General features: G+C 63.4%; 19 protein-coding genes, 1 tRNA gene and 2 rRNA genes (1 of these 22 only partly in view). 10 read left to right on the plus strand and 12 right to left on the minus strand.

The window, feature by feature from the left end; all coding sequences use genetic code 11:
- The 3 genes from AC0NIH_RS08085 to AC0NIH_RS08095 all read left to right on the plus strand — a co-directional run.
- Positions 1 to 1,797 (plus strand): 23S ribosomal RNA (locus AC0NIH_RS08085) (it extends 1,024 nt beyond the left edge of the window).
- Positions 1,798 to 2,075: 278 nt separating this feature from the next.
- Positions 2,076 to 2,190, plus strand: a 5S ribosomal RNA gene (gene rrf, locus AC0NIH_RS08090).
- 221 nt (positions 2,191 to 2,411) lie between these two features.
- Positions 2,412 to 2,488 (plus strand) — tRNA-Met (locus tag AC0NIH_RS08095).
- 146 nt (positions 2,489 to 2,634) lie between these two features.
- On the opposite strand, the gene AC0NIH_RS08100 is transcribed toward AC0NIH_RS08095, so the two are convergent.
- Entirely contained in the window at positions 2,635 to 3,552 is a 918-nt protein-coding gene (locus AC0NIH_RS08100; RefSeq protein WP_473463677.1) for a LysR family transcriptional regulator, read from the minus strand.
- A 136-nt stretch (positions 3,553 to 3,688) separates the two neighbouring features.
- Between AC0NIH_RS08100 and AC0NIH_RS08105 the strand changes: the two genes are divergently transcribed.
- Together AC0NIH_RS08105 and AC0NIH_RS08110 are read left to right on the plus strand one after the other, a co-directional pair.
- Positions 3,689 to 4,327 carry a DsbA family protein gene (locus AC0NIH_RS08105; protein ID WP_473463680.1) on the plus strand — a complete coding sequence of 213 codons (639 nt, stop codon included), beginning with the start codon at positions 3,689 to 3,691 and terminating at the stop codon, positions 4,325 to 4,327.
- A 38-nt stretch (positions 4,328 to 4,365) separates the two neighbouring features.
- A complete protein-coding gene (locus AC0NIH_RS08110) occupies positions 4,366 to 4,977 on the plus strand; it encodes an NAD(P)-dependent oxidoreductase (protein ID WP_473463682.1) in 612 nt (203 codons plus the stop codon).
- 23 nt (positions 4,978 to 5,000) lie between these two features.
- Here AC0NIH_RS08110 and AC0NIH_RS08115 read toward each other — a convergent pair whose 3' ends face one another.
- A complete protein-coding gene (locus AC0NIH_RS08115; RefSeq protein WP_473463685.1) occupies positions 5,001 to 6,470 on the minus strand; it encodes an ROK family protein in 1,470 nt (489 codons plus the stop codon).
- Between the two features lie 74 nt (positions 6,471 to 6,544).
- Positions 6,545 to 7,453, minus strand: coding sequence for a tagatose-bisphosphate aldolase (locus AC0NIH_RS08120; RefSeq protein ID WP_473463687.1), 909 nt, complete (start codon positions 7,451 to 7,453; stop codon positions 6,545 to 6,547).
- A gap of 287 nt (positions 7,454 to 7,740) precedes the next feature.
- On the opposite strand from AC0NIH_RS08120, the gene AC0NIH_RS08125 reads away from it, so the two are divergent.
- From AC0NIH_RS08125 to AC0NIH_RS08140, 4 genes are all read left to right on the plus strand, one after another.
- Positions 7,741 to 8,646 (plus strand): sugar-binding transcriptional regulator, encoded by a 906-nt coding sequence (locus AC0NIH_RS08125; protein ID WP_473463921.1) that lies wholly within the window; start codon positions 7,741 to 7,743, stop codon positions 8,644 to 8,646.
- Positions 8,647 to 9,072: 426 nt separating this feature from the next.
- Complete coding sequence (locus AC0NIH_RS08130; protein WP_023780630.1) at positions 9,073 to 10,050, plus strand: ABC transporter substrate-binding protein; 978 nt, start codon at positions 9,073 to 9,075, stop codon at positions 10,048 to 10,050.
- Between the two features lie 98 nt (positions 10,051 to 10,148).
- Entirely contained in the window at positions 10,149 to 11,210 is a 1,062-nt protein-coding gene (locus AC0NIH_RS08135) for an ABC transporter permease subunit (protein ID WP_473463690.1), read from the plus strand.
- Positions 11,203 to 11,958, plus strand: a complete 756-nt coding sequence (locus tag AC0NIH_RS08140; protein ID WP_023780629.1) for an ATP-binding cassette domain-containing protein — start codon at positions 11,203 to 11,205, stop codon at positions 11,956 to 11,958. The genes AC0NIH_RS08135 and AC0NIH_RS08140 overlap by 8 nt, the downstream gene beginning before the upstream one ends.
- A gap of 122 nt (positions 11,959 to 12,080) precedes the next feature.
- On the opposite strand, the gene AC0NIH_RS08145 is transcribed toward AC0NIH_RS08140, so the two are convergent.
- From AC0NIH_RS08145 to AC0NIH_RS08170, 6 genes are all read right to left on the minus strand, one after another.
- Positions 12,081 to 12,587 carry an L-2-amino-thiazoline-4-carboxylic acid hydrolase gene (locus AC0NIH_RS08145; protein ID WP_013892891.1) on the minus strand — a complete coding sequence of 169 codons (507 nt, stop codon included), beginning with the start codon at positions 12,585 to 12,587 and terminating at the stop codon, positions 12,081 to 12,083.
- Positions 12,584 to 13,369 (minus strand): ATP-binding cassette domain-containing protein, encoded by a 786-nt coding sequence (locus AC0NIH_RS08150; protein ID WP_473463693.1) that lies wholly within the window; start codon positions 13,367 to 13,369, stop codon positions 12,584 to 12,586. Before AC0NIH_RS08150 ends, AC0NIH_RS08145 begins: the two co-directional genes overlap by 4 nt.
- On the minus strand, positions 13,366 to 14,385 hold the full coding sequence (locus AC0NIH_RS08155; RefSeq protein WP_473463695.1) for an ABC transporter ATP-binding protein: 1,020 nt from the start codon (positions 14,383 to 14,385) through the stop codon (positions 13,366 to 13,368). Before AC0NIH_RS08155 ends, AC0NIH_RS08150 begins: the two co-directional genes overlap by 4 nt.
- On the minus strand, positions 14,382 to 15,212 hold the full coding sequence (locus tag AC0NIH_RS08160; protein WP_473463698.1) for an ABC transporter permease: 831 nt from the start codon (positions 15,210 to 15,212) through the stop codon (positions 14,382 to 14,384). Before AC0NIH_RS08160 ends, AC0NIH_RS08155 begins: the two co-directional genes overlap by 4 nt.
- A complete protein-coding gene (locus AC0NIH_RS08165; protein ID WP_473463701.1) occupies positions 15,209 to 16,195 on the minus strand; it encodes an ABC transporter permease in 987 nt (328 codons plus the stop codon). The genes AC0NIH_RS08160 and AC0NIH_RS08165 overlap by 4 nt, the downstream gene beginning before the upstream one ends.
- A gap of 264 nt (positions 16,196 to 16,459) precedes the next feature.
- A complete protein-coding gene (locus AC0NIH_RS08170; protein ID WP_473463703.1) occupies positions 16,460 to 18,070 on the minus strand; it encodes an ABC transporter substrate-binding protein in 1,611 nt (536 codons plus the stop codon).
- Positions 18,071 to 18,444: 374 nt separating this feature from the next.
- Between AC0NIH_RS08170 and AC0NIH_RS08175 the strand changes: the two genes are divergently transcribed.
- Positions 18,445 to 19,635 carry a M24 family metallopeptidase gene (locus AC0NIH_RS08175; protein ID WP_473463706.1) on the plus strand — a complete coding sequence of 397 codons (1,191 nt, stop codon included), beginning with the start codon at positions 18,445 to 18,447 and terminating at the stop codon, positions 19,633 to 19,635.
- Between the two features lie 212 nt (positions 19,636 to 19,847).
- On the opposite strand, the gene AC0NIH_RS08180 is transcribed toward AC0NIH_RS08175, so the two are convergent.
- The 3 genes from AC0NIH_RS08180 to AC0NIH_RS08190 are packed head-to-tail and all read right to left on the minus strand — an operon-like array spanning position 19,848 to position 22,336.
- Positions 19,848 to 20,264 carry a cupin domain-containing protein gene (locus tag AC0NIH_RS08180; RefSeq protein WP_473463708.1) on the minus strand — a complete coding sequence of 139 codons (417 nt, stop codon included), beginning with the start codon at positions 20,262 to 20,264 and terminating at the stop codon, positions 19,848 to 19,850.
- A gap of 6 nt (positions 20,265 to 20,270) precedes the next feature.
- On the minus strand, positions 20,271 to 21,128 hold the full coding sequence (locus tag AC0NIH_RS08185) for a phosphoenolpyruvate hydrolase family protein (RefSeq protein WP_473463711.1): 858 nt from the start codon (positions 21,126 to 21,128) through the stop codon (positions 20,271 to 20,273).
- An 11-nt stretch (positions 21,129 to 21,139) separates the two neighbouring features.
- Positions 21,140 to 22,336: a Tm-1-like ATP-binding domain-containing protein gene (locus tag AC0NIH_RS08190; RefSeq protein ID WP_473463714.1), complete on the minus strand. Its 1,197-nt coding sequence runs from the start codon at positions 22,334 to 22,336 to the stop codon at positions 21,140 to 21,142.
- Positions 22,337 to 22,372: the final 36 nt, after the last annotated feature.

The following is a 22,372-nucleotide window of genomic DNA, read 5'->3' on the forward strand; positions in this document are numbered from 1 at the left end:
GTCGTGAAAAGGGAAACAACCCTGACCTACAGCTAAGGTCCCCAAGTTATGGCTAAGTGGGAAAGGATGTGAGGATCCCAAAACAACCAGGATGTTGGCTTAGAAGCAGCCATCATTTAAAGAAAGCGTAACAGCTCACTGGTCTAAATAAGGGTCTTTGCGCCGAAAATGTAACGGGGCTAAAGCCATACACCGAAGCTTAGGGTTTGGTCCGCAAGGGCCAAGCGGTAGCGGAGCGTTCTGTAAGCTGATGAAGCCATACCCGTGAGGGGTGGTGGAGGTATCAGAAGTGCGAATGCTGACATGAGTAACGTAAGGGGAGTGAGAGACTCCCCGCCGAAAGACCAAGGGTTCCTGCTTAAAGCTAATCTGAGCAGGGTTAGCCGGCCCCTAAGACGAGGCGGAAACGCGTAGTCGATGGGAACCACGTTAATATTCGTGGGCTTGGAGGTAGTGACGGATCATTGAGGTAGTCCAATCTTATCGGATTGAACGGGCTGCTGCGTGGTTCCAGGAAATAGCTCCTCCTTATAAACCGTACCCGAAACCGACACTGGTGGTCTGGTAGAGTATACCAAGGCGCTTGAGAGAACTATGCTGAAGGAACTCGGCAAATTGCACGCGTAACTTCGGAAGAAGCGTGACCCTTTTCCACGCAAGTGGAGGAGGGTGGCACAGACCAGGGGGTAGCGACTGTTTATCAAAAACACAGGGCTCTGCGAAGTCGCAAGACGACGTATAGGGTCTGACGCCTGCCCGGTGCTGGAAGGTTAAGAGGAGGGGTGCAAGCTCTGAATCGAAGCCCCAGTAAACGGCGGCCGTAACTATAACGGTCCTAAGGTAGCGAAATTCCTTGTCGGGTAAGTTCCGACCTGCACGAATGGCGTAACGACTTCCCCGCTGTCTCCAGCATAGACTCAGTGAAATTGAATTCCCCGTGAAGATGCGGGGTTCCTGCGGTTAGACGGAAAGACCCCGTGCACCTTTACTATAGCTTTACATTGGCATTCGTAGTGGCATGTGTAGGATAGGTGGTAGGCTTTGAAACCTGGGCGCCAGCTCAGGTGGAGCCACCCTTGAAATACCACCCTTATTACTATGGATGTCTAACCGCGGCCCGTTATCCGGGTCCGGGACAATGTATGGTGGGTAGTTTGACTGGGGCGGTCGCCTCCTAAAGAGTAACGGAGGCGCGCGATGGTGGGCTCAGAACGGTCGGAAATCGTTCGCTGAGTGCAATGGCATAAGCCTGCCTGACTGCGAGACTGACAAGTCGAGCAGAGACGAAAGTCGGTCATAGTGATCCGGTGGTCCCGCGTGGAAGGGCCATCGCTCAACGGATAAAAGGTACGCCGGGGATAACAGGCTGATGACCCCCAAGAGTCCATATCGACGGGGTTGTTTGGCACCTCGATGTCGACTCATCGCATCCTGGGGCTGGAGCAGGTCCCAAGGGTATGGCTGTTCGCCATTTAAAGCGGTACGTGAGTTGGGTTCAGAACGTCGTGAGACAGTTCGGTCCCTATCTGCCGTGGGTGTAGGAATATTGAAAGGATCTGTCCCTAGTACGAGAGGACCGGGATGGACGGATCTCTGGTGGACCTGTTGTGGCGCCAGCCGCATAGCAGGGTAGCTATATCCGGACGGGATAACCGCTGAAGGCATCTAAGCGGGAAACCCACCTTAAAACGAGTATTCCCTGAGAACCGTGGAAGACGACCACGTTGATAGGCCGGGTGTGGAAGAGCGGCAACGCTTGAAGCTTACCGGTACTAATAGTTCGATCGGCTTGATCGTTCTCATTCCTTATGCTCATCGTGAACACGATGATCTGGCCAGCGCTCACGCATGAGCGGCCCCTCTGGGGCCTATGCTCCGCGAGGGCGCCGGAAAACCGGCGACGCGCAGTCGCGCTTGCGGGCTTACGCCCGGGGCGCCCTGCAATGAAAGTCGCCATTGGCACGGAAAGACGGGCAAACGGGCACAAGCCAATAGCGAGCGGGTATCCCCTGCTCACTATTCCCTGCTGCCTAACCCCTAACCCAGCTTCTCGAAAACAACGTGCGTTTTGCCGACCTGGTGGTTATGGCGGAGCGGCTGCACCCGATCCCATTCCGAACTCGGCCGTGAAACGCTCCAGCGCTGATGGTACTTCGTCTCAAGACGCGGGAGAGTAGGTCGCTGCCAGGTCTGCCAAACGCACGTTGAACTCACATCCAACCGGATGTCAGTGAAATCTTCTCTTTACGAACATGGCCCGCCAATCGGGAAACCACGGGCCGCGAAAGCGGCCCTTTCATTTGGTGAGCCAGCTATCTATTTGTAAGCCATCCTAGTCATAGGCATCGGCTTACGTCCAAAGCAGGCAAACGCTTGCTTAGATCAGCAAGCAAACGCTTGCTTAGGGTTGACGCGGGGTGGAGCAGCCCGGTAGCTCGTCAGGCTCATAACCTGAAGGTCACAGGTTCAAATCCTGTCCCCGCAACCAAACTTAAAACGGCCCGCTCAAGCGGGCCGTTTGCATGTCTGGCGGCAAGTTCCAGACAATGAGGAGTGCCTCTCGCCGGCAATCGAACGGCACGGCTCCGCGCGCGAATGTAAGTTCTTGCTGACAATGTCGCGCGCCCGGCGGCATCATGCCGTTTCGAGGCGACGCGCGCGCTTTCTCTCGGCCGCCGCCAGCAAGTCGACGAAGGCGCGCACCTTGGCGGGCCGGAAGCGGGCCGGCGGGAAGACCGCGTGGATACCGCCGGTCGGCAAGGTCCAGCCGGCGAACACCGGCACCAGCCGTCCCTCGGCGATATCGTCATTGACACTGTAGTCCGGGAATATGCCCAGCCCAATGCCGGCGAGCACACAGGCCAGGGCCGCCGGGCTCTTGTCGCACATGATGACCGGATTGAGTTCGGTCAGCACCGTTTCCCCATCCCTGGAAAACAGCCACTGGCCGATGCCGCGCAGCTGCGCGTTGCCAACCCAGGCCAGCGATCTCGCCTGGTGCGGTCCGACGTCGGACGGCAGGCTTGCGGCAAAGGCCGGGCTTGCCACCACGATCTGCCGTATCGTGCCCAGGCGCCGCGCCTGGTTGGAGGAATCGGCAAGCCAGCCGACGCGGATGCCGAGGTCGATTTGCTCGTCCACCAGATTGCTTACCGCGTCGTCGAAGATCGCCTCGACGCGCATCTGCGGATAGGTCTTCAGATACGCGGCCATCACCGGCGCGACCACCTTAGCGCCATAGTCGAGCGGTGCAGTCAGCCTCAGCATTCCGGCGGGCTCGACCGCCCCGTGCGAGATCTCGCCATAGGCTGCCTCGGCCTCGCGCAAGATGATGGTCGCGCGGTCATAGAAGAGGCGCCCTTCTTCTGTCGGGGTGACACGCCGCGTCGTGCGCCGCATGAGCGTTGCGCCCAGTTCCTCCTCAAGCTTGCCGATCTGGTGGCTGACCACGGCCTTGGCAACGCCCAGCCGGTCCCCCGCCACGGTGAACGAGCCGGTTTCCATCACCGTGGTGAAGTAGACGAGCCGATTGAGATTCAGAAGCTCGGCCATATGACCTGCCTTTGTCTGATTTGATCGGACAGTTTGTATTATTGGCTCTGGTTTATCGCAAGGTCGCCGTCTGCCACATATGGCCAGCACATTCCGGTGGGCCGCACCTGATACCCACAGCAAGGACAGTATGATCGTGAGCAATCCAGACGTGACCTATCTTTTCGATCCGCTCTGCGGCTGGTGCTACGGCGCCACCCCGATGCTGGACAGGCTGTCGGCCAGCGGCGTGCGCATCGAACTGCTGCCGACCGGCCTGTTCTCCGGCGCAGGGGCGCGGCCGATGGATGAAGCTTTCGCTGCCCACGCCTGGGCGAACGACCAGCGCATCGAGCGCCTGACCGGGCAGAAGTTCACGCAGGCCTATCGGCGCGATGTCCTCGATGTCCGTGGCACCTTGCTCGATTCCCATGCCGCCACGCTCGGCATCAGCGCTGCTGGCCTGGAAGGTCCCGGCGGCCGGCTGACGGCGCTGAAGGCGATCCAGCGGGCGCGTTATGTCGATGGCAGGGATATCGTGACGATCGACGGTGTCGCAGAAGTGCTTGCCGCCGCCGGCATGGCGGATGCTGCCGGCCTGCTGCAGTCGCCGACGGAACGGCTGATGAAGGCGCACCGCGAACTCGTCGGCCAAGGCCGAACGCTGTTCGAGCGCCTTCATGCCGACGGCGTGCCTTCGCTCGCGGTCATCCGCAACGACGCGCCCCGGCTCATCGGTTCGAACGCACTGTTCGGCAGCTTCGACAATCTTGTCGCCCATATCGCGGCGGCGTGATCTCTCCCAACTAACCCCAGCAAGGAACGGAAAAAGACATGGCAAAAGTCGCTCTCATCGGTGCATCGGGCGCCGTCGGTTCGCGCATCCTCAAGGAACTCTCGGATCGTGGCCACACAGTCACCGGCATTGCGCGACACCCGGAAAAGATCGCTGCGCTGCCCGGCGTCACGGCCAGGAAGGGGGATGTCTTCGACAGCCAAGCTCTCGCCGACCTGATCCGCGGCCATGACGTGGTGGTCAGCTCGGTGCATTTTCTGGACAGCGACGCCGACACGCTGATCGCCGCGGTGCGTGCTTCCGGCGTGAAGCGCTACCTCATTGTCGGCGGCGCCGGCAGCCTCGAGGTCGCGCCGGGCAAGCGTCTGGTCGATACCCCCGAATTCCCTGCAATCTACAAGGCGGAGGCACAGAAGGGCGCCGACTTCCTCGACAAGTTGAAGACCGTCGGCGATCTCGATTGGACGTTCCTCTCGCCGTCCGCCATGTTCATCCCTGGCGAGCGCACCGGCAAATTCCGCCTTGGCCAGGACACGCTCCTCGCCTCGGACAAGGGCAGCAGCATCTCCTTCGAGGATTACGCGATCGTCATGGTCGACGAGATCGAAAAGCCTGCGCATGTCAGGCAGCGTTTTACGGTCGGCTATTGATCAAACGGGACTGACGTCCTGGTTCAGCCAGGTACATCCAAGCGGGCGGCCATGACCGCCCGCAGCCATGCCGTGATGGCATCGAAGTCGATCGGTTTTGTCGTGTCGACGTCGAAGAGCGGTCCGCGCCGCAGCGGTTCGGCACGCTTGGCGAGCTCGATCAGTTCAGGGATATAGGCGGCACCGGGATGACCAGCGGGGCGCTGGTCGAGCCGGGCGCCATAGCGCTCGGCAAGGACTTCGCCGGGCGCGTGGCACCAGATTTCGACGGTCTGTTCGACGCCAGCTTTTCGCAGATAGTCCTCGAGAACTTGGCGCGGCTGGAAACCGAACCAGGCATCGACGACGAAGGTGGTGCCCGCCGGCGCCTCGCCGACGGTCGACCAGATCGCTTGATAGCTGGCGCGGCCGAGCGTGCGGTTGAATTCGCGGTCGCCGCCGCCAAGCACTTCGAGGAACGGATTCTTGATCGTGTCGAGCGCGAGCAACGGCCATCCCATGCGGTCGGCGATGCCGCGCGAGACGGTGCTCTTGCCGCTTGCGGGAACGCCGTTGACGAGCACGGCACGCCTGGCGTGGCTGAACTGGGCCAAGCGCGGAACCGGACCTGCGCCCGGTTCCATGGCGAGTGCCTGGAGGCCAGCGCCGATCACGCCGGCGTCGTCGCCGAGCTGCGCGGGTTGCACCGGGCATTGGTACCAGGGCGCCAGCGCCGGTGCTCGGCCGAGTGCTCGGTGTGCTGCCCGGCCAAGGCCGCCGCCAAGCAGCACCATGTCGGGATCGAGCACGGCAACGGCCGTGTCGATGGCGGCACGCAGCGGTCTCGCCCAGGCGTCGAGTATGCCGCGCGCCTGGATGTCGCCGGCCGCATCGCGGGCAAAAAGCTGATCGACAGAAATGTCGGCGTCGAGCCCGGCGCGTGCAATGTGGCGGCCGAGCGCCGTGCCCGAACTGGTGGTCTCGACGCAGCCGCGCCGGCCGCAGGCGCAAACCTCGCCGTCGACATCGACGGTGATGTGGCCAAGCTGGCCCGCCGTTGCCGAGCCACGCGTAATCAGGCGATCTTGAGCGACGGCCCCGCCAATGCCGGTGCCTATGGTGAACATGACGATGTTGTCATGGCCGCGCCCGGCGCCGAGCGCCATCTCGGCGGCCAGCGCCATGTTGCAGTCGTTGTCGATGATGACGGGCTTGCCGGTCATGTCTTCCAGGCGTTGCGCCAGCGCAACCGAAGCGAGGTTGACGTAGCCGCCCGACAGAACGGCGCCGCGCCGCGCATCGACGCGGCCGGGGACGCCGACGCCGATCGCCTTCACATCGGATGTGTCGAGAAAGCGCACCATGTCGGCGATGCGGCCAAGCACCAGCCCCGGGTCGGGCGCGCTCTTTTCGGAAACGCGCTTAAGGATTTCACCGGTCCCGGAGACGCGGGCGGCACGCAGATTGGTGCCGCCTATATCGATCCCTATGCTGAGAGGCATGACGTCCTGCATCTGTTTTTCCGCAAGTTCCGGACGCAAAACCGCTTCACACTTCTGCTGGAATAGCTTTAGTTCAAACGCAATTGTCAGGCAGCCGCTTTTTGCCGGTAGTGCCCGATCACGGCCTGGATTTCACGCAACCGCGGCACTGCGATGGTCTTAAGCCTTTCGCGCTGGATGTCACGGTCGAGCGAGATGCAGTCTTTCCACAGCGAACGGCCGGCGATGACGCCCGAAGCGCCGTTCTGCATGGCGATCTCGACCTGGCCGAGGAATGTTGCGTGGTTGACGCCGGCCGAAAGCACCGCCCATGGCACCTCGCCGGCCATTCGGGTGATGTTGGCACAGGCTTCGGGGGTGCCGGGATAGGGAAGCTTTAGCACCTTGGCGCCGCATTCCAGCGAGATTCTGGTGCCTTCCTCGACAAGCCATGGCGTCCTGGCCCCATAGTCCTCGGGGCTTTCGCCTTCGAGCGGATAGGTCAGGAACTCGACGACCAGCAGCAGGTCCTCCTTGCCGAAATCGGCGATGCACTGGCGCAGGATGGCGATGTTGTGTTCGTTGGCTTGCGGCTTGTCGGCCCGCAGATAGACCATGATCTTGCCGCCGGTGCCGCCCAGGGCGCGGACACGGCGCGCATCGATGCCTGGAACCAGGCGTGACAACCGGTAGCCCTCGGGCGAGACGTCGAAACCGGAGGCGTCGAGGCCGATGAGCAGTGCCGTATCGCGGTTCAAGACGCCCTCGTCGACGATGCGCGGCACCGCGCAGAGTGGGTCGAGCAGCACGCAGGATGCTGCACTGGCGAGGTAGCGCGTGATGTCAGCCTTGGTGTCGCCGAGCATGTCGTTGGTGATCTTGGCCTGCTCTGCCGGATCCGATGCCAACAAGGTCCGCATGCCGCCGCGCTGGTCGCAGGCGATGGCCACCATTGCCCCGTCCTTGCCGCATATCTGCTGGTAGCCGCGCAGCTCCGCGGTGGTCATCTTCGTCATGATCTTCAGTCCGATGTTGGCGCCGTCTACCGAGGGCGCGGATCCCGTGGAAACAACAATGTTCAGTTCTGCCCGCCTTTGCCGGCGAGGAGATTTTTTGCCGCGTGGTGCGCCGTCCGCTCTCAAAAACGGTGCCGGCCGACATTGCCGCATGGAAGCGGCCCCACGTTGCGAGTCGGCTGGATTTGCGCGATAACTCCCATCGGCGTATACGTGTGTAACACGTTGCTGAAAGGAATTGCAAGCTGTCTGTTCCCTCCATCCAGGATGCGACCGCGTCGCGGACACTGCTGCACACGGTCGCCAAGCTGCACTATTTGGAGGAGATGTCGCAGGTCGACATCGCGCGGCAGCTCGGTGTCTCCACCGCGACGATTTCGCGACTGCTGCAGCGGGCACGGGCGGAAGGGATCGTGCGTATCGAGGTTCTCGATCTGGCGACGCCGGAGGACATCACCAGGCAGTTGATCGACGGGTTGAAACTGCGGGATGCCGCGGTGGTCGAGACGCCGGCGGCAGGCACGCTGGCGGCGCTGGCGGCACCGCTTGGCGGGCTGCTCAGGCAGGCGCAACTGGTGGCAGGCTCCGTGGTCGCCATCGGCTGGGGGCGCGCCGTGCGCGAAGTGATCCGGGCCGGCCTGCCGCGCATACCGGGCGTGCTCACCGTCGCCGCCACCGGCGGCATGCAGCAGCACGCGGCGCATTTTCAGGTCAATGAGTTCGTGCGGCTTGCCGCCGAGGAGTTCGGCGGCACGCCGCACTTCATCCATGCACCCTATCTGCCGTCCACGGAGTTGCGGGATGTCTTCCTGCGCGATGTCGCCATCCGCGACGCCGTCGCCTTGTGGGAGAAGACCGACATCGCGATCGTCGGTATTGGCCTGCCGCATGCCATCAATGCGCCGGAGGCAAGTGCCGCCACGCCGAGCGAGCAGGCGTTGGTCCATGCGGCCGGTGATGTGCTTCGGCATTATTTCGATGTCGAGGGGCAGCCGATCGCGTGGGAAGGGGAGAGCCGGATGATCGCCATGTCGCCGGCACAGCTTCGCGCCGTGCCGCAGGTGATCGGCCTTGCCGCATCGCCAGAGAAGGCGACGGCAATCATCGGCGCGGCTCGCGCAGGGCTGATCAACACGCTGGTCACCGATACGAAGACGGCGCAGGCCATACTCGCGACGCTTGCGCAGCGATAGGGTCGGCAGGATACTGGCGGCGGGATGGAGCCGGCTGCGGAAACAAGTTGTGTCGCCGCGAGGCGCGGGCAATAGTTTGCTGGGGCTCCACGGAGCAGTCGAATGTCGTACGGTGTGAAAAAACCCGGCGCTGCAAGCTCGGAAAAACCGAGTTGCAATTTATTTCTGCAAAGTGTTACAAGGCAGGATGCCCGCCAGCAAGGCGCGGCGGGGGCACAGTTTGCCGGACCTCGCGGAGGTAGGGGAATGGGGCTGTGGCCAAGTGTACCGGTCTGGCTGACCGGCTGACATATCGACTGAAGGGCGCTTGGGAGGAAAGCTGCCCGTGACGGCAAACAGGCGTTCACGCTGCCTTGTCCCTTAGCGGATGGCGGCCATTCCAATGTCACTTGCAACGGCAGATCTGCCAATAATGAGGAGGATGTCATGAAGAAGATTGTTGCCGCGCTCGCGGCGCTTGCCGTCAGTGCGACGGTGCTGATCGCGCCCGCGCAGGCGCAGGACAAGAAATACACCATTGCGCTCATTCCGGGCCTCACTACCGATGGTTTCTACATCACCATGCGCAAGGGCGCCCAGGCGGCTGCCGATGCGCTTGGCGTAAACCTGGTTTTCCAGGGCGCGCCGGAATTCAACCCGGTCACCCAGGTGCCGGTGCTCGATGCGGTCATCGCCAAGAAGCCTGACGCGATCCTGATTGCGCCGACCGACAAGGTTCAGCTGGTCGAGCCGCTGCGCAAGGCCAATGATGCCGGCATTCCGGTCATCACCGTCGACACCTTCATCGGCAGCGGCGTCTACCAGACCGGCGCGGGTGACGCCGATTTCCCGCTGTCCTACATCGCCTCCGACAATGTGCTCGGCGGCGAGATTGCCGCTCGCGCGCTGGCCACCGCGGTTGGCGACAAGGGCAAGGTCTATGTCTCGAACGTCAAGCCCGGAATCTCGACCACCGACCAGCGTGAAGAGGGCTTCAAGAAGGAGATGGCCAAGCATACGGGCATCACCGTGCTGGAGACCCAGTTCAACGACGACGATGCCAACAAGGCGGCCTCGCAACTGCAGGCCGTATTCGCGCGCAATCCGGACCTGGTCGGCGTGTTCGGCGCCAATTTGTTCTCGGCGCTGGGCGCGGCCAATGGCGTCAAGCAGGCCGGACAGACGGGAACCGTCAAGGTGGTCGCCTTCGACGCTCCGACCAGCATCGTCGACAACATCAACACCGGCCTGGTGGACGTGGCGATCGCCCAGCATCCCGCCGAGATCGGCTATTACGGCGTCGTTTCGGCCTATGCCCACCTGACCGGCCAGTCGATTCCGGTCACGATCGGCACCGGCTTCACGATCATGGACAAGTCCAATATCGCGGATCCGAACATCTCGAAGTATCTCTACTCCGAGTAAGTCGAGACGAGCCCGGCTCTTCCCGGTCCGCCGGGAGGAGCCCGTGCCGGGTTCTCGCCGAAGGCAGGACCTTTTTTGATGGCAGCCGCGGAGTATCCATGACCTCCACATCACCAGCCCAGCCGGCCGAGAAGCATGTCGCCCCTCAGGCCGATCACGGCGATCCGGCCAGGAACTGGATCGCACGCATAGCGGAGGCGCGCGCCTGGCTGTTCCTTGCCGGCCTGATCATCTGCTTCGAAATCTGGTCGAGGACCGACTTCGGTGCGACCTTCGTGCTCAATCCGTTCAACCTGCAGTCCATTGCGATCTTCGCCGTGGCGCCGCTGCTCTTGGCGACAGGGCAAACCTTCGTCATAATCTCGGGCGGCATCGACCTGTCGCTCGGCTTCATAATGGGGCTGGCCGCCGTCATCGCCGCGCATGCCACCAACATGGCGGGCGCGGCCATTCCCTTGCCGCTGGCGATGCTGGCAGGCATCCTTGCCGCGGTCATCGTTGCCGGCGTGCCAGGCGTCATCAACGGCTTGCTGATATCGCGCCTCAGGGTCCCGCCTTTCATCGGCACGCTCGGCATGTTCGGCGTCGCGCGCGGTGCCGCCTTCCTGCTCGCCGGGGGCACGACGGTGCCGGTGCAAAATTCGTGGTTCGCGCTGCTCGGCAACGGCAAGTTCCACGGCATCCCCTATCTGGTGATGATCGCCGCCGTCTTCGTCGTCGTGATGCACTATCTGCTCAGCCAGACCCGGTTCGGCCAGCACAATTATGCCATCGGCGCCAACGTGCAGGCGGCGCGGCGCGCCGGCATCGACATCAGGGGCCACATCCTTCGGCTCTATGTGCTGTCGGCGATGTGCGCCGGCCTTGGCGGCGCGCTCTATGCCGCGCGGTTTACCGCGGGTGCCGCGCAAGCCGGCGAGCCTTTGCTGCTCGATAGCGTCGCGGCCGTGGTGATCGGCGGCGCCAGCCTGTTCGGCGGCTCCGGCACTATCTTCGGCACCGTGGCCGGTGCGCTGGTGATCGCGGTCATCCAGTACGGACTGGTCTTCGTCAATGTCGAGCCGTTCTGGCAATTCATCGCCGTCGGCATCGTCATCATCATTTCCGTTCTCATCGACCAGGCGCAGCGCCGGTTCAGTGGAGCCCGTCAGGATGAATAGCACCAACCAGAACGCACCCCTGCTGGAAGTCCGCAACCTGTCCAAGCACTTCGGTGCCGTGCGTGCGCTGAACGACTTCTCCATGGCCGTGCGGCCCGGTGAAGTGGTGGCGCTCGCCGGCGACAATGGCGCCGGCAAGACGACGCTGATCAAGGCGATATCGGGCGTGTTCCAGCCGACCGGCGGCGAAATCCTGCTCAGGGGTCAGCAGGTGACGTTCGCGACGCCTCAGGAGGCGCGCGAAAAGGGCATCGAGACGATCTACCAGGACCTCGCGCTTGCCGACAATCTGTCGATCGGCGCCAACATCTTCCTTGGCCGCGAACCGATGCGCAAGGCGTTCGGCTTCCTGCCGGTGCTCGACCGCAAGGCGATGGCCACGGCGGCCAAGGAGACGATGGGGCGGCTGGATTTCCATGTCAGCCGGCTCGAAGCCCCGGTCAGCAACTTCTCCGGCGGCCAACGCCAGGCCGTCGCCATCGGCCGCGCCGTCTACTGGGATGCGCAGATCCTGATCATGGACGAGCCGACTGCCGCCCTTGGCGTGCCGGAGCAGCGCAAGGTGATTTCGCTCATCCACCAGCTCAAGGCGCAGGGGCGCGGGGTGATCTTCATCTCGCACAATCTGCAGGACATCTTTGCCGTCTCGGACCGCATCGTGGTGTTGCGGCGCGGCATCCAGGCCGGCGAGCGCAAAATCTCCGAGACTAACCATGACGAAGTCGTCAGGCTGATGGTCGGCGGCTAGAGCATTTCACCGTTTCACGGAAACGGCGACCCGCTCTATCTCTTTGTTTTCACGCAATTCCCAAGGGAAAGCGCTACGCGCTTTTCCCGGGAAAACCATGTCACACTTTTCCTGGAATTGCTCTAGCCGGCATCGCGATTGGTCAGCGCGATGTGGCAGCAGCCTGGGCCGTGGCCCGGCGTCCAGGTGACATTGTCGAAACGCACGCCCGTCGCCTCGAACAGGCCGCGGTCGAAGGCGCCGGCGATGCGGCAGAGCGTGGCGAGCTTTTCGTCACCGACTCCGGCCTCGACCCAGGCGTCCTTGAGCGGGCAGCGCTTCACCTTGAAGGCGATGCGGTCATCGCCGCGCTCGACATCGGTCGGGTACATCAGGCCGCCATCCGGGCTGACCGCCAGGAAGGCCTCGCCGATGGCGCGCGCGTCGTTGGCGCCGAAGCTGGCGAAGGCGGCTGCAGCCACTTCCTTGCCGCGCTGCTCGATGGTTCGGATCATGACCGCCTCGGCCTTTTCGGCGCCGAGTTCTCCGGTCAGTTCGTCGAGGAACAGACGGTAGAGATCGGCGCGGTTGCGGAAGGCGGAATCGAGTTCGCGCGACAGTTTCTCGGCTCTGGCTACGGGGTCTGTCATGATGCGTCCTGTGCGGTTCTCTTGAGTTTTGGCGCGGCCGCCACCAGGGCCTTGCCGATGGCCGATTGCGGTGCGTCGATGACGGCACGGGCGTCGCCGCTCTCGGCAATTCGCCCAGCGTCGAGAAGGATGACGCGGTGGGAGATCGCGCGGACCACGCCGAGATCATGTGAAATGAAGAGATAGGCGATCCGTTTCTCGCGCTGCAGGTCGAGTAACAGGTCGAGGATCTGTCCACGCATCGAGACGTCGAGCGCCGACACCGCTTCGTCGAGCACGATCAGTGACGGGCTCGTGGCGATGGCGCGCGCGATGGCGACGCGCTGCCGCTGGCCGCCGGAGATTTCGTGGATGGCGCGCGCGGCAAGATCCGCCGCCAGCCCTACGCGTCCGAGCAAGGCGGCAATGCGGCGGGGGCGCTCGGCGCGCGAGACAATGCGATGGATGCGCAAGGGGTCGTCGAGCACCCGCGCCACCGTGGCGCGTGGATTGAAGGCGGCCAGTGGGTCCTGGAACACCATTTGCAGGCGCGCGCGATGCGCTCGCAACGCGGCACCACCAAAAGCCAGGAAATCATTGCCTTCGAATTCGATGCGGCCGGCATCCGGCTCGATCAACCGCAGCACCAGCCGCGCGATTGTCGACTTGCCGCTGCCGGAGGGGCCGGCGAGCGCCAGCGTTTCGCCCGGCTCGATGCGAAAAGAGACATCGTCCACGGCGGCAACTGTCTTGCCGCCGCGACGATAGTGTTTGGTGAGGCTGGATACCGTGAGCAGGCTCATGCGTGGCGCCCGCTTCGGTTCAACAATGGTTCGGCATCAAGTCCGATGTGGGCATCAAGGAGCGCGCGCGTGTAGGCCTGGGCTGGGGCGTCGATAATCCGTGGCGTCGTGCCAAGTTCAACCGACTGGCCATGGCGGAACACGGCGATGCGCTCGGCAAGCTCCGCGGCAAGCGCGATGTCGTGGCTGATGAACAGCAGCGTCATGCCGTCCTCGGCCACCAGCCGGCGGATCAGGGCGACGATGCCGGCCTGCACGATGGTGTCGAGCGCGCTGGTCGCCTCGTCGGCGATCAGCAATTTCGGTCCCGCGGCGATGGCGGCGGCAATTGCCACGCGCTGCTTCTGGCCGCCGGAGAGCTGATGCGGGAAGGCTCGCAGGGCCGAATCTGGATCGGGCAGCCGAACGCGTTCGAGCAGGATCTTTGCTTGCGTGTATGCCTGCGGCCAGGTGAGGCCGAGATGGGTGCGGGCGACTTCAGCGATTTGTTTGCCGATTGGCATGACGGGATCGAGGCTGGCGGATGGGTCCTGGAAGACGAAGCCGATATCGCGGCCACCGAGGGGAGGGTGACTTGATCTGGTGAAGAGCTTTTGCGGCCTGTGCTCTACGAGCCCCCCCGCTGTCCTGCCGGACATCTCCCCCTCTAGGGGGGAGATTGCGCCGTCCTCTCTGATTTCGCCAATCACGATGGTTGCAGGGGAGGAAACGCTGGTCGGACTGCCAATCTCCCCCCTTGAGGGGGAGATGTCCGGCAGGACAGAGGGGGGCGCCTTGGCATCGACCTCTCCTTTCGATCCAAGGAACCAATCGATCTTTCCTTCAGTCTTGGCGCTCGCCGGCAACAACCCCGCAATAGCCAGCGCCAGTGTGCTCTTGCCGGATCCGCTTTCGCCGATGATGGCCAGGCGCTCGCCGGCGACGATATCGAGGCTGATGTGCTTCAACGCCGCGACCTCGCCGCCGTCGCGGCGGTAGGTGACCGTCAAGTCGCGGATCGCTGCGAGTGCGGTCACGACAGGCCTCTCCTGAATGCCGTCGTCTCGACGATGCCTTCGCCGGCGAGATAGACCCCGAGTACCGTCAGCACCAGCGCTATGCCAGGAACGATGGACAGGAAGGGCGCGGTGCGCAAGACAGCGCGGCCTTCGGCGATCATGCCGCCCCAGGTGACCCGGTTGGGGTCGCCGAGGCCGAGAAACGACAAGGCTGCCTCGGTGAGGATGGCTGCGGCGACGATTACCGATGACATTGCCAGCACCGGCGGCAAGGCGTTGGGCAGCACTTCGCGAAAGGCGATTTCGAGCGGATGCATGCCGACGGCGCGGGCGCTGGCGACATAGTCGCGCTCGCGAATGGAGAGAACTTCCGCGCGGGCGATACGGGCAGGCCCGGTCCAGGTGCCGAGCGCGATGGCGATCACGACGACGCCCAGTGATGGCCCGACGACACTGACGAAGGCCAGCGCCAGCAGGAAACCCGGCACGGTCTGGAAGGCGTCCGTGATGCGCATCAGCACCTCGTCGACGAGGCCGCCGGCAAAGCCGGCCAGCGTACCGACTGTCGCGCCGATGGCCAGTGCCGCCGTCGCCGCCGCAAGCCCGACGGCGAGCGAGGTGCGGGCGCCGTGGAAAAGCTCGGCCAGCACGTCGCGGCCGAGCCGGTCGGTGCCGAGCGGCAGCGACCAGACCTGGAACGGTGGCAACAGCGGTGGTCCGGCAATGGCTTGCGGATCACCGGAGAACAGCAGCGGTGCCGACAGCGCCATGGCAATCAACGCCGCCAGAAGGATGGCGCCGGCGACGGCCTCAGGCGTCCGCAAGAAACGGCGAAGCGGGTTCACGCGCCGGCCTCGCTGGCGCCGACGCGCGGATCGAGGAAGGCATAGGCGATGTCGACGAGGAGGTTAATCACGATGACCAGCACGGCGCTGACGAGGATGATGCCGAGCAGAAGGGGTGTGTCACGCGCGGCCACGGCTTCCTGCGCCAGCCGGCCAAGGCCAGGCACGGAGAAAACGCTCTCGATGACGACACTGCCGCCGAGCATCTGCGCCGACTGCAGGCCGAGCATGGTGACCAGCGGCAGCAGCGCGTTGCGGGCAATATGGGCGAGCACGATCCGGCGGCGCGAAAGCCCCCTGGCGCGGGCGGCCAGCACAAAATCCTGCCGCCAGACCTCGGCCATGCCGGCACGCATCATGCGCAGATAGAGCGCGAGATAGATGAAGCCGAGCGCGGAAACCGGCAGGACGAGATGGATGGCGATGTCGACGGCTCGGTCGAGGCCGGTTTTGTCCGAGGCCAGGGTTTCGATGCCGCCGATCGGCAGCCAGCGCAGGTCGACGGCAAAGACGACGATCAGCACCAGGCCGAGCCAGAAACCGGGCACGGCATAAAGCGCCAGCGAGCCGATCGACAGGAAGCGGTCGCGCAAACTCCCGGGCCTCGCGCCGGCATAGATGCCGAGCGCCGAGCCGAGCCCGAAGGAGAGCGCGGTGGCGCTGACCATCAGCAGCAGCGTGTTGGGCAGGCGCTCGAGGATGACGTCGCGGATCGGTCTGGAGAAGGTCACCGACTGGCCGAGGTCGAGATGCAGCAGTGCCCAGAGATAGTTGGCCAGCCGCGTCAGCTCCGACTGGTCGAGACCCCAGCGATGACGCAGCAATTCGATCATGCCGGCGTCGCCGCCGGTCGAGACGATGTAGGCGTCGACGGCGTCGCCAGGGGCGGCCTCGAGCAAAAGGAACGTGCCGATGACGACGATCAGCAGCACGAAGATGCTGCCGACGAGACGGCGGCGGAGGAGGATGAAGGCGCGGGTCATGGGCTCCTCCGAGTGTTGGCGTATGGCCGCCTATAAGAAATGCCGAGCCCAGGCACCCCCCTCTGTCCTGCCGGACATCTCCCCCGCAAGGGGGGAGATTGGATGTCACCGACGGCTTCGCCAATCTCCAACGTTGAAGAATTCGCGGGACAGACAAGCGGCCAATCTCCCCCCTTGAGGGGGAGATGTCCGGTAGGACAGAGGGGGGCCTCGTAGAACTCAACGTCTACGATGATTTCGCGAATTCTCATCCGCGCAAATGTGTCACGATTCCAGATACGTGTCCGCCCAGTTCGACACCGCCCAGCGCGGGTTGTTGGCGATGTTGCCAACCGTATCGCGCGCGACGCTGATGAAACTCCATTCGGCGACGTTGATCAGCGGCAGGTCGGCGGCCACCTCCTTCTGGAACTCCTTGTAGAGGTCGGTGCGGGCCGTGGTGTCGAGCGTCTCGGATGCCTTGGCGATGAGCGCATCGAGCGCGTCGTTCTTGTAGCCGCCCTGGTTGGAGAACGGCACGCCGTCGGGAATGCCGCTCTGCACCAGGATGGTTGTCGAGATCGCCGGATCGCCGCGGAACACCGGCGGACCCACCGCAAGGTCGAAGGCGTGGTCGGTGTAGACGGCCTTGATGTGCGCGGCGGAGTCGTTGTTGACGAGCTCCGCGTCGATGCCGATGGCGGCGAGTGCCTGGCGCAGGTAGTCGCCGAACTGCTTGGTCTCGTTGAAATACGGCGCGGGCAGGAGCTTGAGCGTAAAGCGCTTGCCGTCCGGGCCTTTCTTGTAGCCGGCCTCGTCGAGCAAGGCGTTGGCCTTGGCGACGTCGAAGGCATAGGTCGGCACGTCGGCGGTGTAGAACTGCGGGTCGTTCTTCGGCACCGGGCCGGTGGCGGTCGCGGCATAGCCAAGGAACACGGTCTTGACGACGAAATCCTTGTCGATGGCGTGCGCGATAGCCTGGCGCACTTTCACATCGGCCAGTTCCTTGCGGCGATGGTTGATCTCGACGACGAGCTGATAGGTCAGCCCTTCGTAACCCTTGGTGATCACCTTCAGGCCCGGCACCTTGGAGATGCGGTCGAGATCTGCCAGCGGCACGGCCGAGAAGGCGGCGAGCTGAATTTCCTCGGCTTCCAGTGCGCTTGCCGCCGACGTTCGGTCGGGCAGCACCTGGTAGATGATTTCGTCGAGGTAGGGCTCGTCCTTGCCCCAGTAATCCGTGTTCTTGATCAGCCGGTAATACTGGCCGGCCTTGTACTCGCCGAACTTGAACGGCCCAGTGCCGATGGGCGCGTTGTTGGCCGGGTTGTCCTCAATCTTGCCGACCTCGTAGACATGCTTCGGCACGACGCTGCTCAGCGCCGGCAGCGCGTTGCGGATCAGCTGGAACGGCGTCGGCTTGGCGAATTTGAACACGGCGGTGAGATCGTCGGGCGTATCCACGCCAGCCAGATCCTTGAACACGGTGCGGCCGAGATTTTGCAGCGGCTTCCAGATCTGCAGCGCCGAGAAAGCGACGTCGGCCGACGTGAACGGCTTGCCGTCATGCCATTTGACGCCTTCGCGCAGCTTGAACGTCACCGAAAGCCCATCGGCGGCGCCTTCCCAGCTCAGAGCCAGGCGTGGCGCAAGCCCGTCCTTGCCGTCGAAGGAGGCTTCGGCCAGCGTTTCGACGATCTTGCTGGAGATGAAGAAGACGCCGTTTGAGGCGACGATCGCCGGGTTGAGGTTGCGTGGCTCGGAATCGGCGGCGAGCACCAGCCGGCCGCCCTTCTTCGGTGTCTGCGCCCAGCCAAGTGTCGGCATGGCGGTGGAGGCGAGCAGCATCGCCGAGCCGCCAAGCATTCTGCGTCTGGAAATCGTGAAACCTGACATGATCGAACTCCGTCCTCTCCGCGACCCTACAGGGCGCGCCATACCCCTCGAACGCCTGCGAGCCCGCCGGCATCCTTGCGGCGGCGATTATGAGCCTTGCCAAGGGTTTCGCCAGAGACGGAATTGGCGCATCCTTGCTTGGCTTTGAAATTTTCGTCCGCTGGACCAGTTTGCGGGAAATGGCTCAATTCCATCTATCTGGTAAGACCAGATTTGATGGATATACGGCCGATGACGGCCTGGTGGCGGCGCAGTCGCGCTCTTCGCGCATTCTGGCTAGACCAGTGTGGGAAAAATGGTGCAGATTTGATCGACAGCCAGCGGATCGGGACGCGGAGCGGCCTGTGATCCCAGGCAATCCAAGGGAGAGAGAGATGAACATTGCCCCGGGCAAGAGTGCCGTCAGCAAGATCCCGTTCGACCAAGCTAGGGTCGATCGGCTGATGGAGGAGGCCGGCATCGATGTGCTGCTCGCGACCTCCAAGCACAACACGCAATATCTGCTTGGCGGCTACAAATTCATCTTCTTCGCCGCCATGGATGCGATCGGCCACAGCCGCTATCTGCCCATAGTCATTTACGAGAAGGGCGGACCCGATCACGCCGCCTATATCGGCAACCGCATGGAAGGCGGCGAGCACCAGAACAACCCGTTCTGGACACCGACGCTGCATGCCGCCTGCTGGGGCACGCTCGACGCCGCGAACCTCGCCGTCGAACATCTGCAGAAGATCGGCAAGGCGGGCGCGCGCATCGGCATCGAGCCGGGTTTCCTGCCCTCGGACGCCTATACGCTGATCCGCAAGGCGCTGCCGGAGGCCAAGCTGATCGATGCGACCGACATGCTGGAGCGCATGCGTGCGATCAAGACCGATGCCGAGCTGGAGAAGCTGCGCACGGCTTCCGAACTGATCACCGATTCCATGCTGGCGACCATCCAATGGGCGCGCGAAGGCACGACCAAGGCCGAGATGATCGAGCAGCTGCGGCGCGAAGAAACCAATCGCGGGATCCATTTCGAATATTGCCTGCTGACGTTGGGCTCCAGCCATAACCGAGCCGCTTCACCGCAGGCATGGAAGAAGGGCGAGGTGCTGTCGATCGATTCCGGCGGCAATTACCACGGCTATATCGGCGACCTCTGCCGGATGGGCATCCTGGGTGAACCGGATGCCGAGTTGGAGGATCTGCTGGCCGAGGTCGAGACGGTGCAGCAGGCTGCCTTCTCGAAGGTCAAAGCGGGCACGCTCGGCGGCGACATGATTTCCCACGCCGAGGGCGTGCTGAAGAAATCAAAAGTCGCTGCCTATACGGATTTCTTCGCCCACGGCATGGGCCTGATCACGCATGAGGCGCCGTTCCTGATGACCAACCATCCGGTGACCTATGAAGGCACCTATGCGGCCAAGCCACTGGAAAAGAACATGGTGCTGTCGGTCGAGACAACGATGCTCCACCCGACACGTGGCTTTATCAAGCTGGAGGATACACTGGCGGTGACCGAGAGCGGCTATGTGATGTTCGGCGATCGGGGGCGGGGGTGGAACCGGGGTGGGATTTCATAGAACCCAAGGCTGGCGCCGCTCATCCGCCTGTCGGCACCTTCTCCACGTATAGTGACAAGGAGAAGAGGACAGCCGCGCCCTCGGTATCTGTTTTGCGGCGTTGAAAATTGGCGAAAGCGCCGATGGCTGCGTCTTTCTCCCCGTCACTATACGGGGAGAAATGTCCGGCAGGACAATGAGGGGCAGCGCGGCTTCGGACAGAAACCAGTTCATTACTGCCCGGGTGGCAGCAGCCTGAAATCCGGCAGCTCCCTTAAGCCCAATTCCGGTCCGGTCGGCGAATAGACGACGAAGAGCTGCATCGGCCCGTCGCCTGTGTTCAATGTCGAATGAAAACGGCTTTCCGGCACATAGATGGTGCAGCCGGGGCCGACCTTCTCGACCACCGGATTGCCCTTTTCGTCCTCGACCATCTGCTCGCCATGGCCCGAAATGACGAAGATGATCTCTTCGGCGCCTGGATGATTGTGGCGGGCGTGGCCCTTGCCGGAGGGCAGGTCGACCACGCCGCCGGAAAAGCGGACAGCGCCGTTCACTTCCGGAGCCACCGTCAGCGACAGCTTGCCCCAGTCGAAGCCGAAGGCGCTGACGTCCTTCGGGTAGACAAACACCTTGCTCTTGTCGATCATCTCTCATCACCCCTTCTTTTTCTTCGCGGCTTTCTCGCTGCCGAGCGCCTTGAAATCGGCAGTCTGCCTGGCGATCGCCGCTTCGGCCGGCAGCCGTTCCATCGAGCTTGCGCCATAGAAGCCATGCAGGCCCTTGGCTCGCGAGAGAATGTAGCGCGCGTCATCGGGCATCGAGATCGGGCCGCCATGGCAAAGCAGGATGACGTCCTTGCGTACCGAGCGGGCGGCTTCGGTGATGGCATCGATCTGGACCACGCAGTCGTCGAGTGACTTGGCCGAGGTGGCGCCGATCGAGCCGCCCGTCGTCACGCCCATATGGGCAACGACGATGTCGGCGCCGGCCTTGGTCATGGCGCGAGCTTCGTCGGGGTTGAAGACATAGGGCGTGGTCAAGAGGTCAAGCTTGTGCGCCTCGGCGATCATGTCGACCTCGAGCCCAAAGCCCATGCCGGTCTCCTCGAAACTCTGCCGCATGGAGCCGTCGAACAGGCCGATGGTCGGAAAATTCTGCACGCCGGAAAAGCCCATCGTCTTCAGCTCGGCCAAAAGCAGGGGCATGATGACGAAGGGATCGGTGCCGTTGACGCCGGCCAGAACCGGCGTCTTCTTCACCACCGGTAGCACCTCGTAGGCCATCTCCTTGACGATCTCGTTGGCATTGCCATAGGCGAGCAGGCCGGCGGCCGAGCCGCGCCCGGCCATGCGGTAGCGCCCGGAATTGTAGATGATGATGAGATCGATGCCGCCGGCCTCCTCGGCCTTGGCCGACAGGCCGGTGCCGGCGCCGCCGCCGACGATCGCCACGCCCTTGTCGATCATTCCCCGGAACTTCTTCAGTATGTCCTTGCGCGGTATGGCGGGCATGTTCTTGGACCTCAGTGTCTGGCGATGTCGAGGAAGGCGGCGGTTGCCGCCTGGGCGAATTCGGGGTCGTTGATGTGCAGCGGCAGGCGGGTGACGCAGCGCGTGTTGTTTGGCTGGATGGTGCGCTCGATGGCTTCGAACAGGACGGCATCGGCCTCCGGATCGAAGAAGGCGCCACCCTTGATGTCGAGCGCCGAGACACCCTTTTCCGGGATCAGAAAATGCATCGGCCCTTCGCAGCGGGCGAGCCTGGCGCCGATCCATTCGCCGATCTGGCGGCACTCGTCTGCCGTGGTGCGCATCAGCGTGACGTTCGGATTGTGCTCGTAGAACAGCCGGCCGCGATATCGTTCCGGAACGGTCGAAGGCGCCCAGAAATTGACCATATCGAGCGCGCCGACCGAACCGACATAGGGCAGGCGGGTGCGCATGATCGCTCCGAAACGATCCTGCGTCGCCGGTAGCACGCCGCCGAGCAGAAGGTCGCAGACCTCGGTGGTGGTGATGTCGATGATGCCGGATGGCAGGCCGCTGTCGGCGAGCTTCTCCATGCTGCGGCCGCCGGTGCCGGTGGCGTGGAAAACCATGCAATCGTATCGGGAGCGAAGCTGGTCGGCGATGGCGGTCACGCACGGCGTTGTGACGCCGAACATGGTGAGCCCGATCGAAGCCTTGCCGTCGGGCGGCGGCGCAGGCCTCGCCGCCATGCCGGAGATCGCCTGGGCGGCATTGTGCAGGACGACGCGGGAGAGCCGGTTCAACCCCGCCATGTCGGTCACGGCAGGCATCATGATGATGTCGGAGACATCGACATAGGGTGCGGTGTCGCCCGATGCGAGCGTCGAGACCATGATCTTGGGCAGGCCGAGCGGCAGGGCGCGCATGCCCGACGTGATGATCGACGTGCCGCCGCCGCCGCCAATGCCGATAATCGCGGCAATGTCGTTTCGCGACTGGATGAAGCGGGCGAAGGCGACGCCCATCGCGGCGACGGCGGCGCCACGATCACTTCCGCCGAGCACGGCGTTGACGCCGTCGGGGTGATGGCCGGAAATTTCCTTGGCGGTGATGTCGACAGGCACGGTTGCGTTGCGCGTTCCGACATCGACACGGCAAACAGCGGCGCCGGTGGCGGCGATCGCATTGGCCAGGAAGGCGAGTTCCTCACCCTTGGTGTCGGCGGTGCCCACGACGTAGATGCGCTTCACGGGCCGTTCCCAGGTCATTGCAAATTTTTGAGACGC

It is taken from the genome of Mesorhizobium sp. WSM1386 (assembly GCF_055901595.1).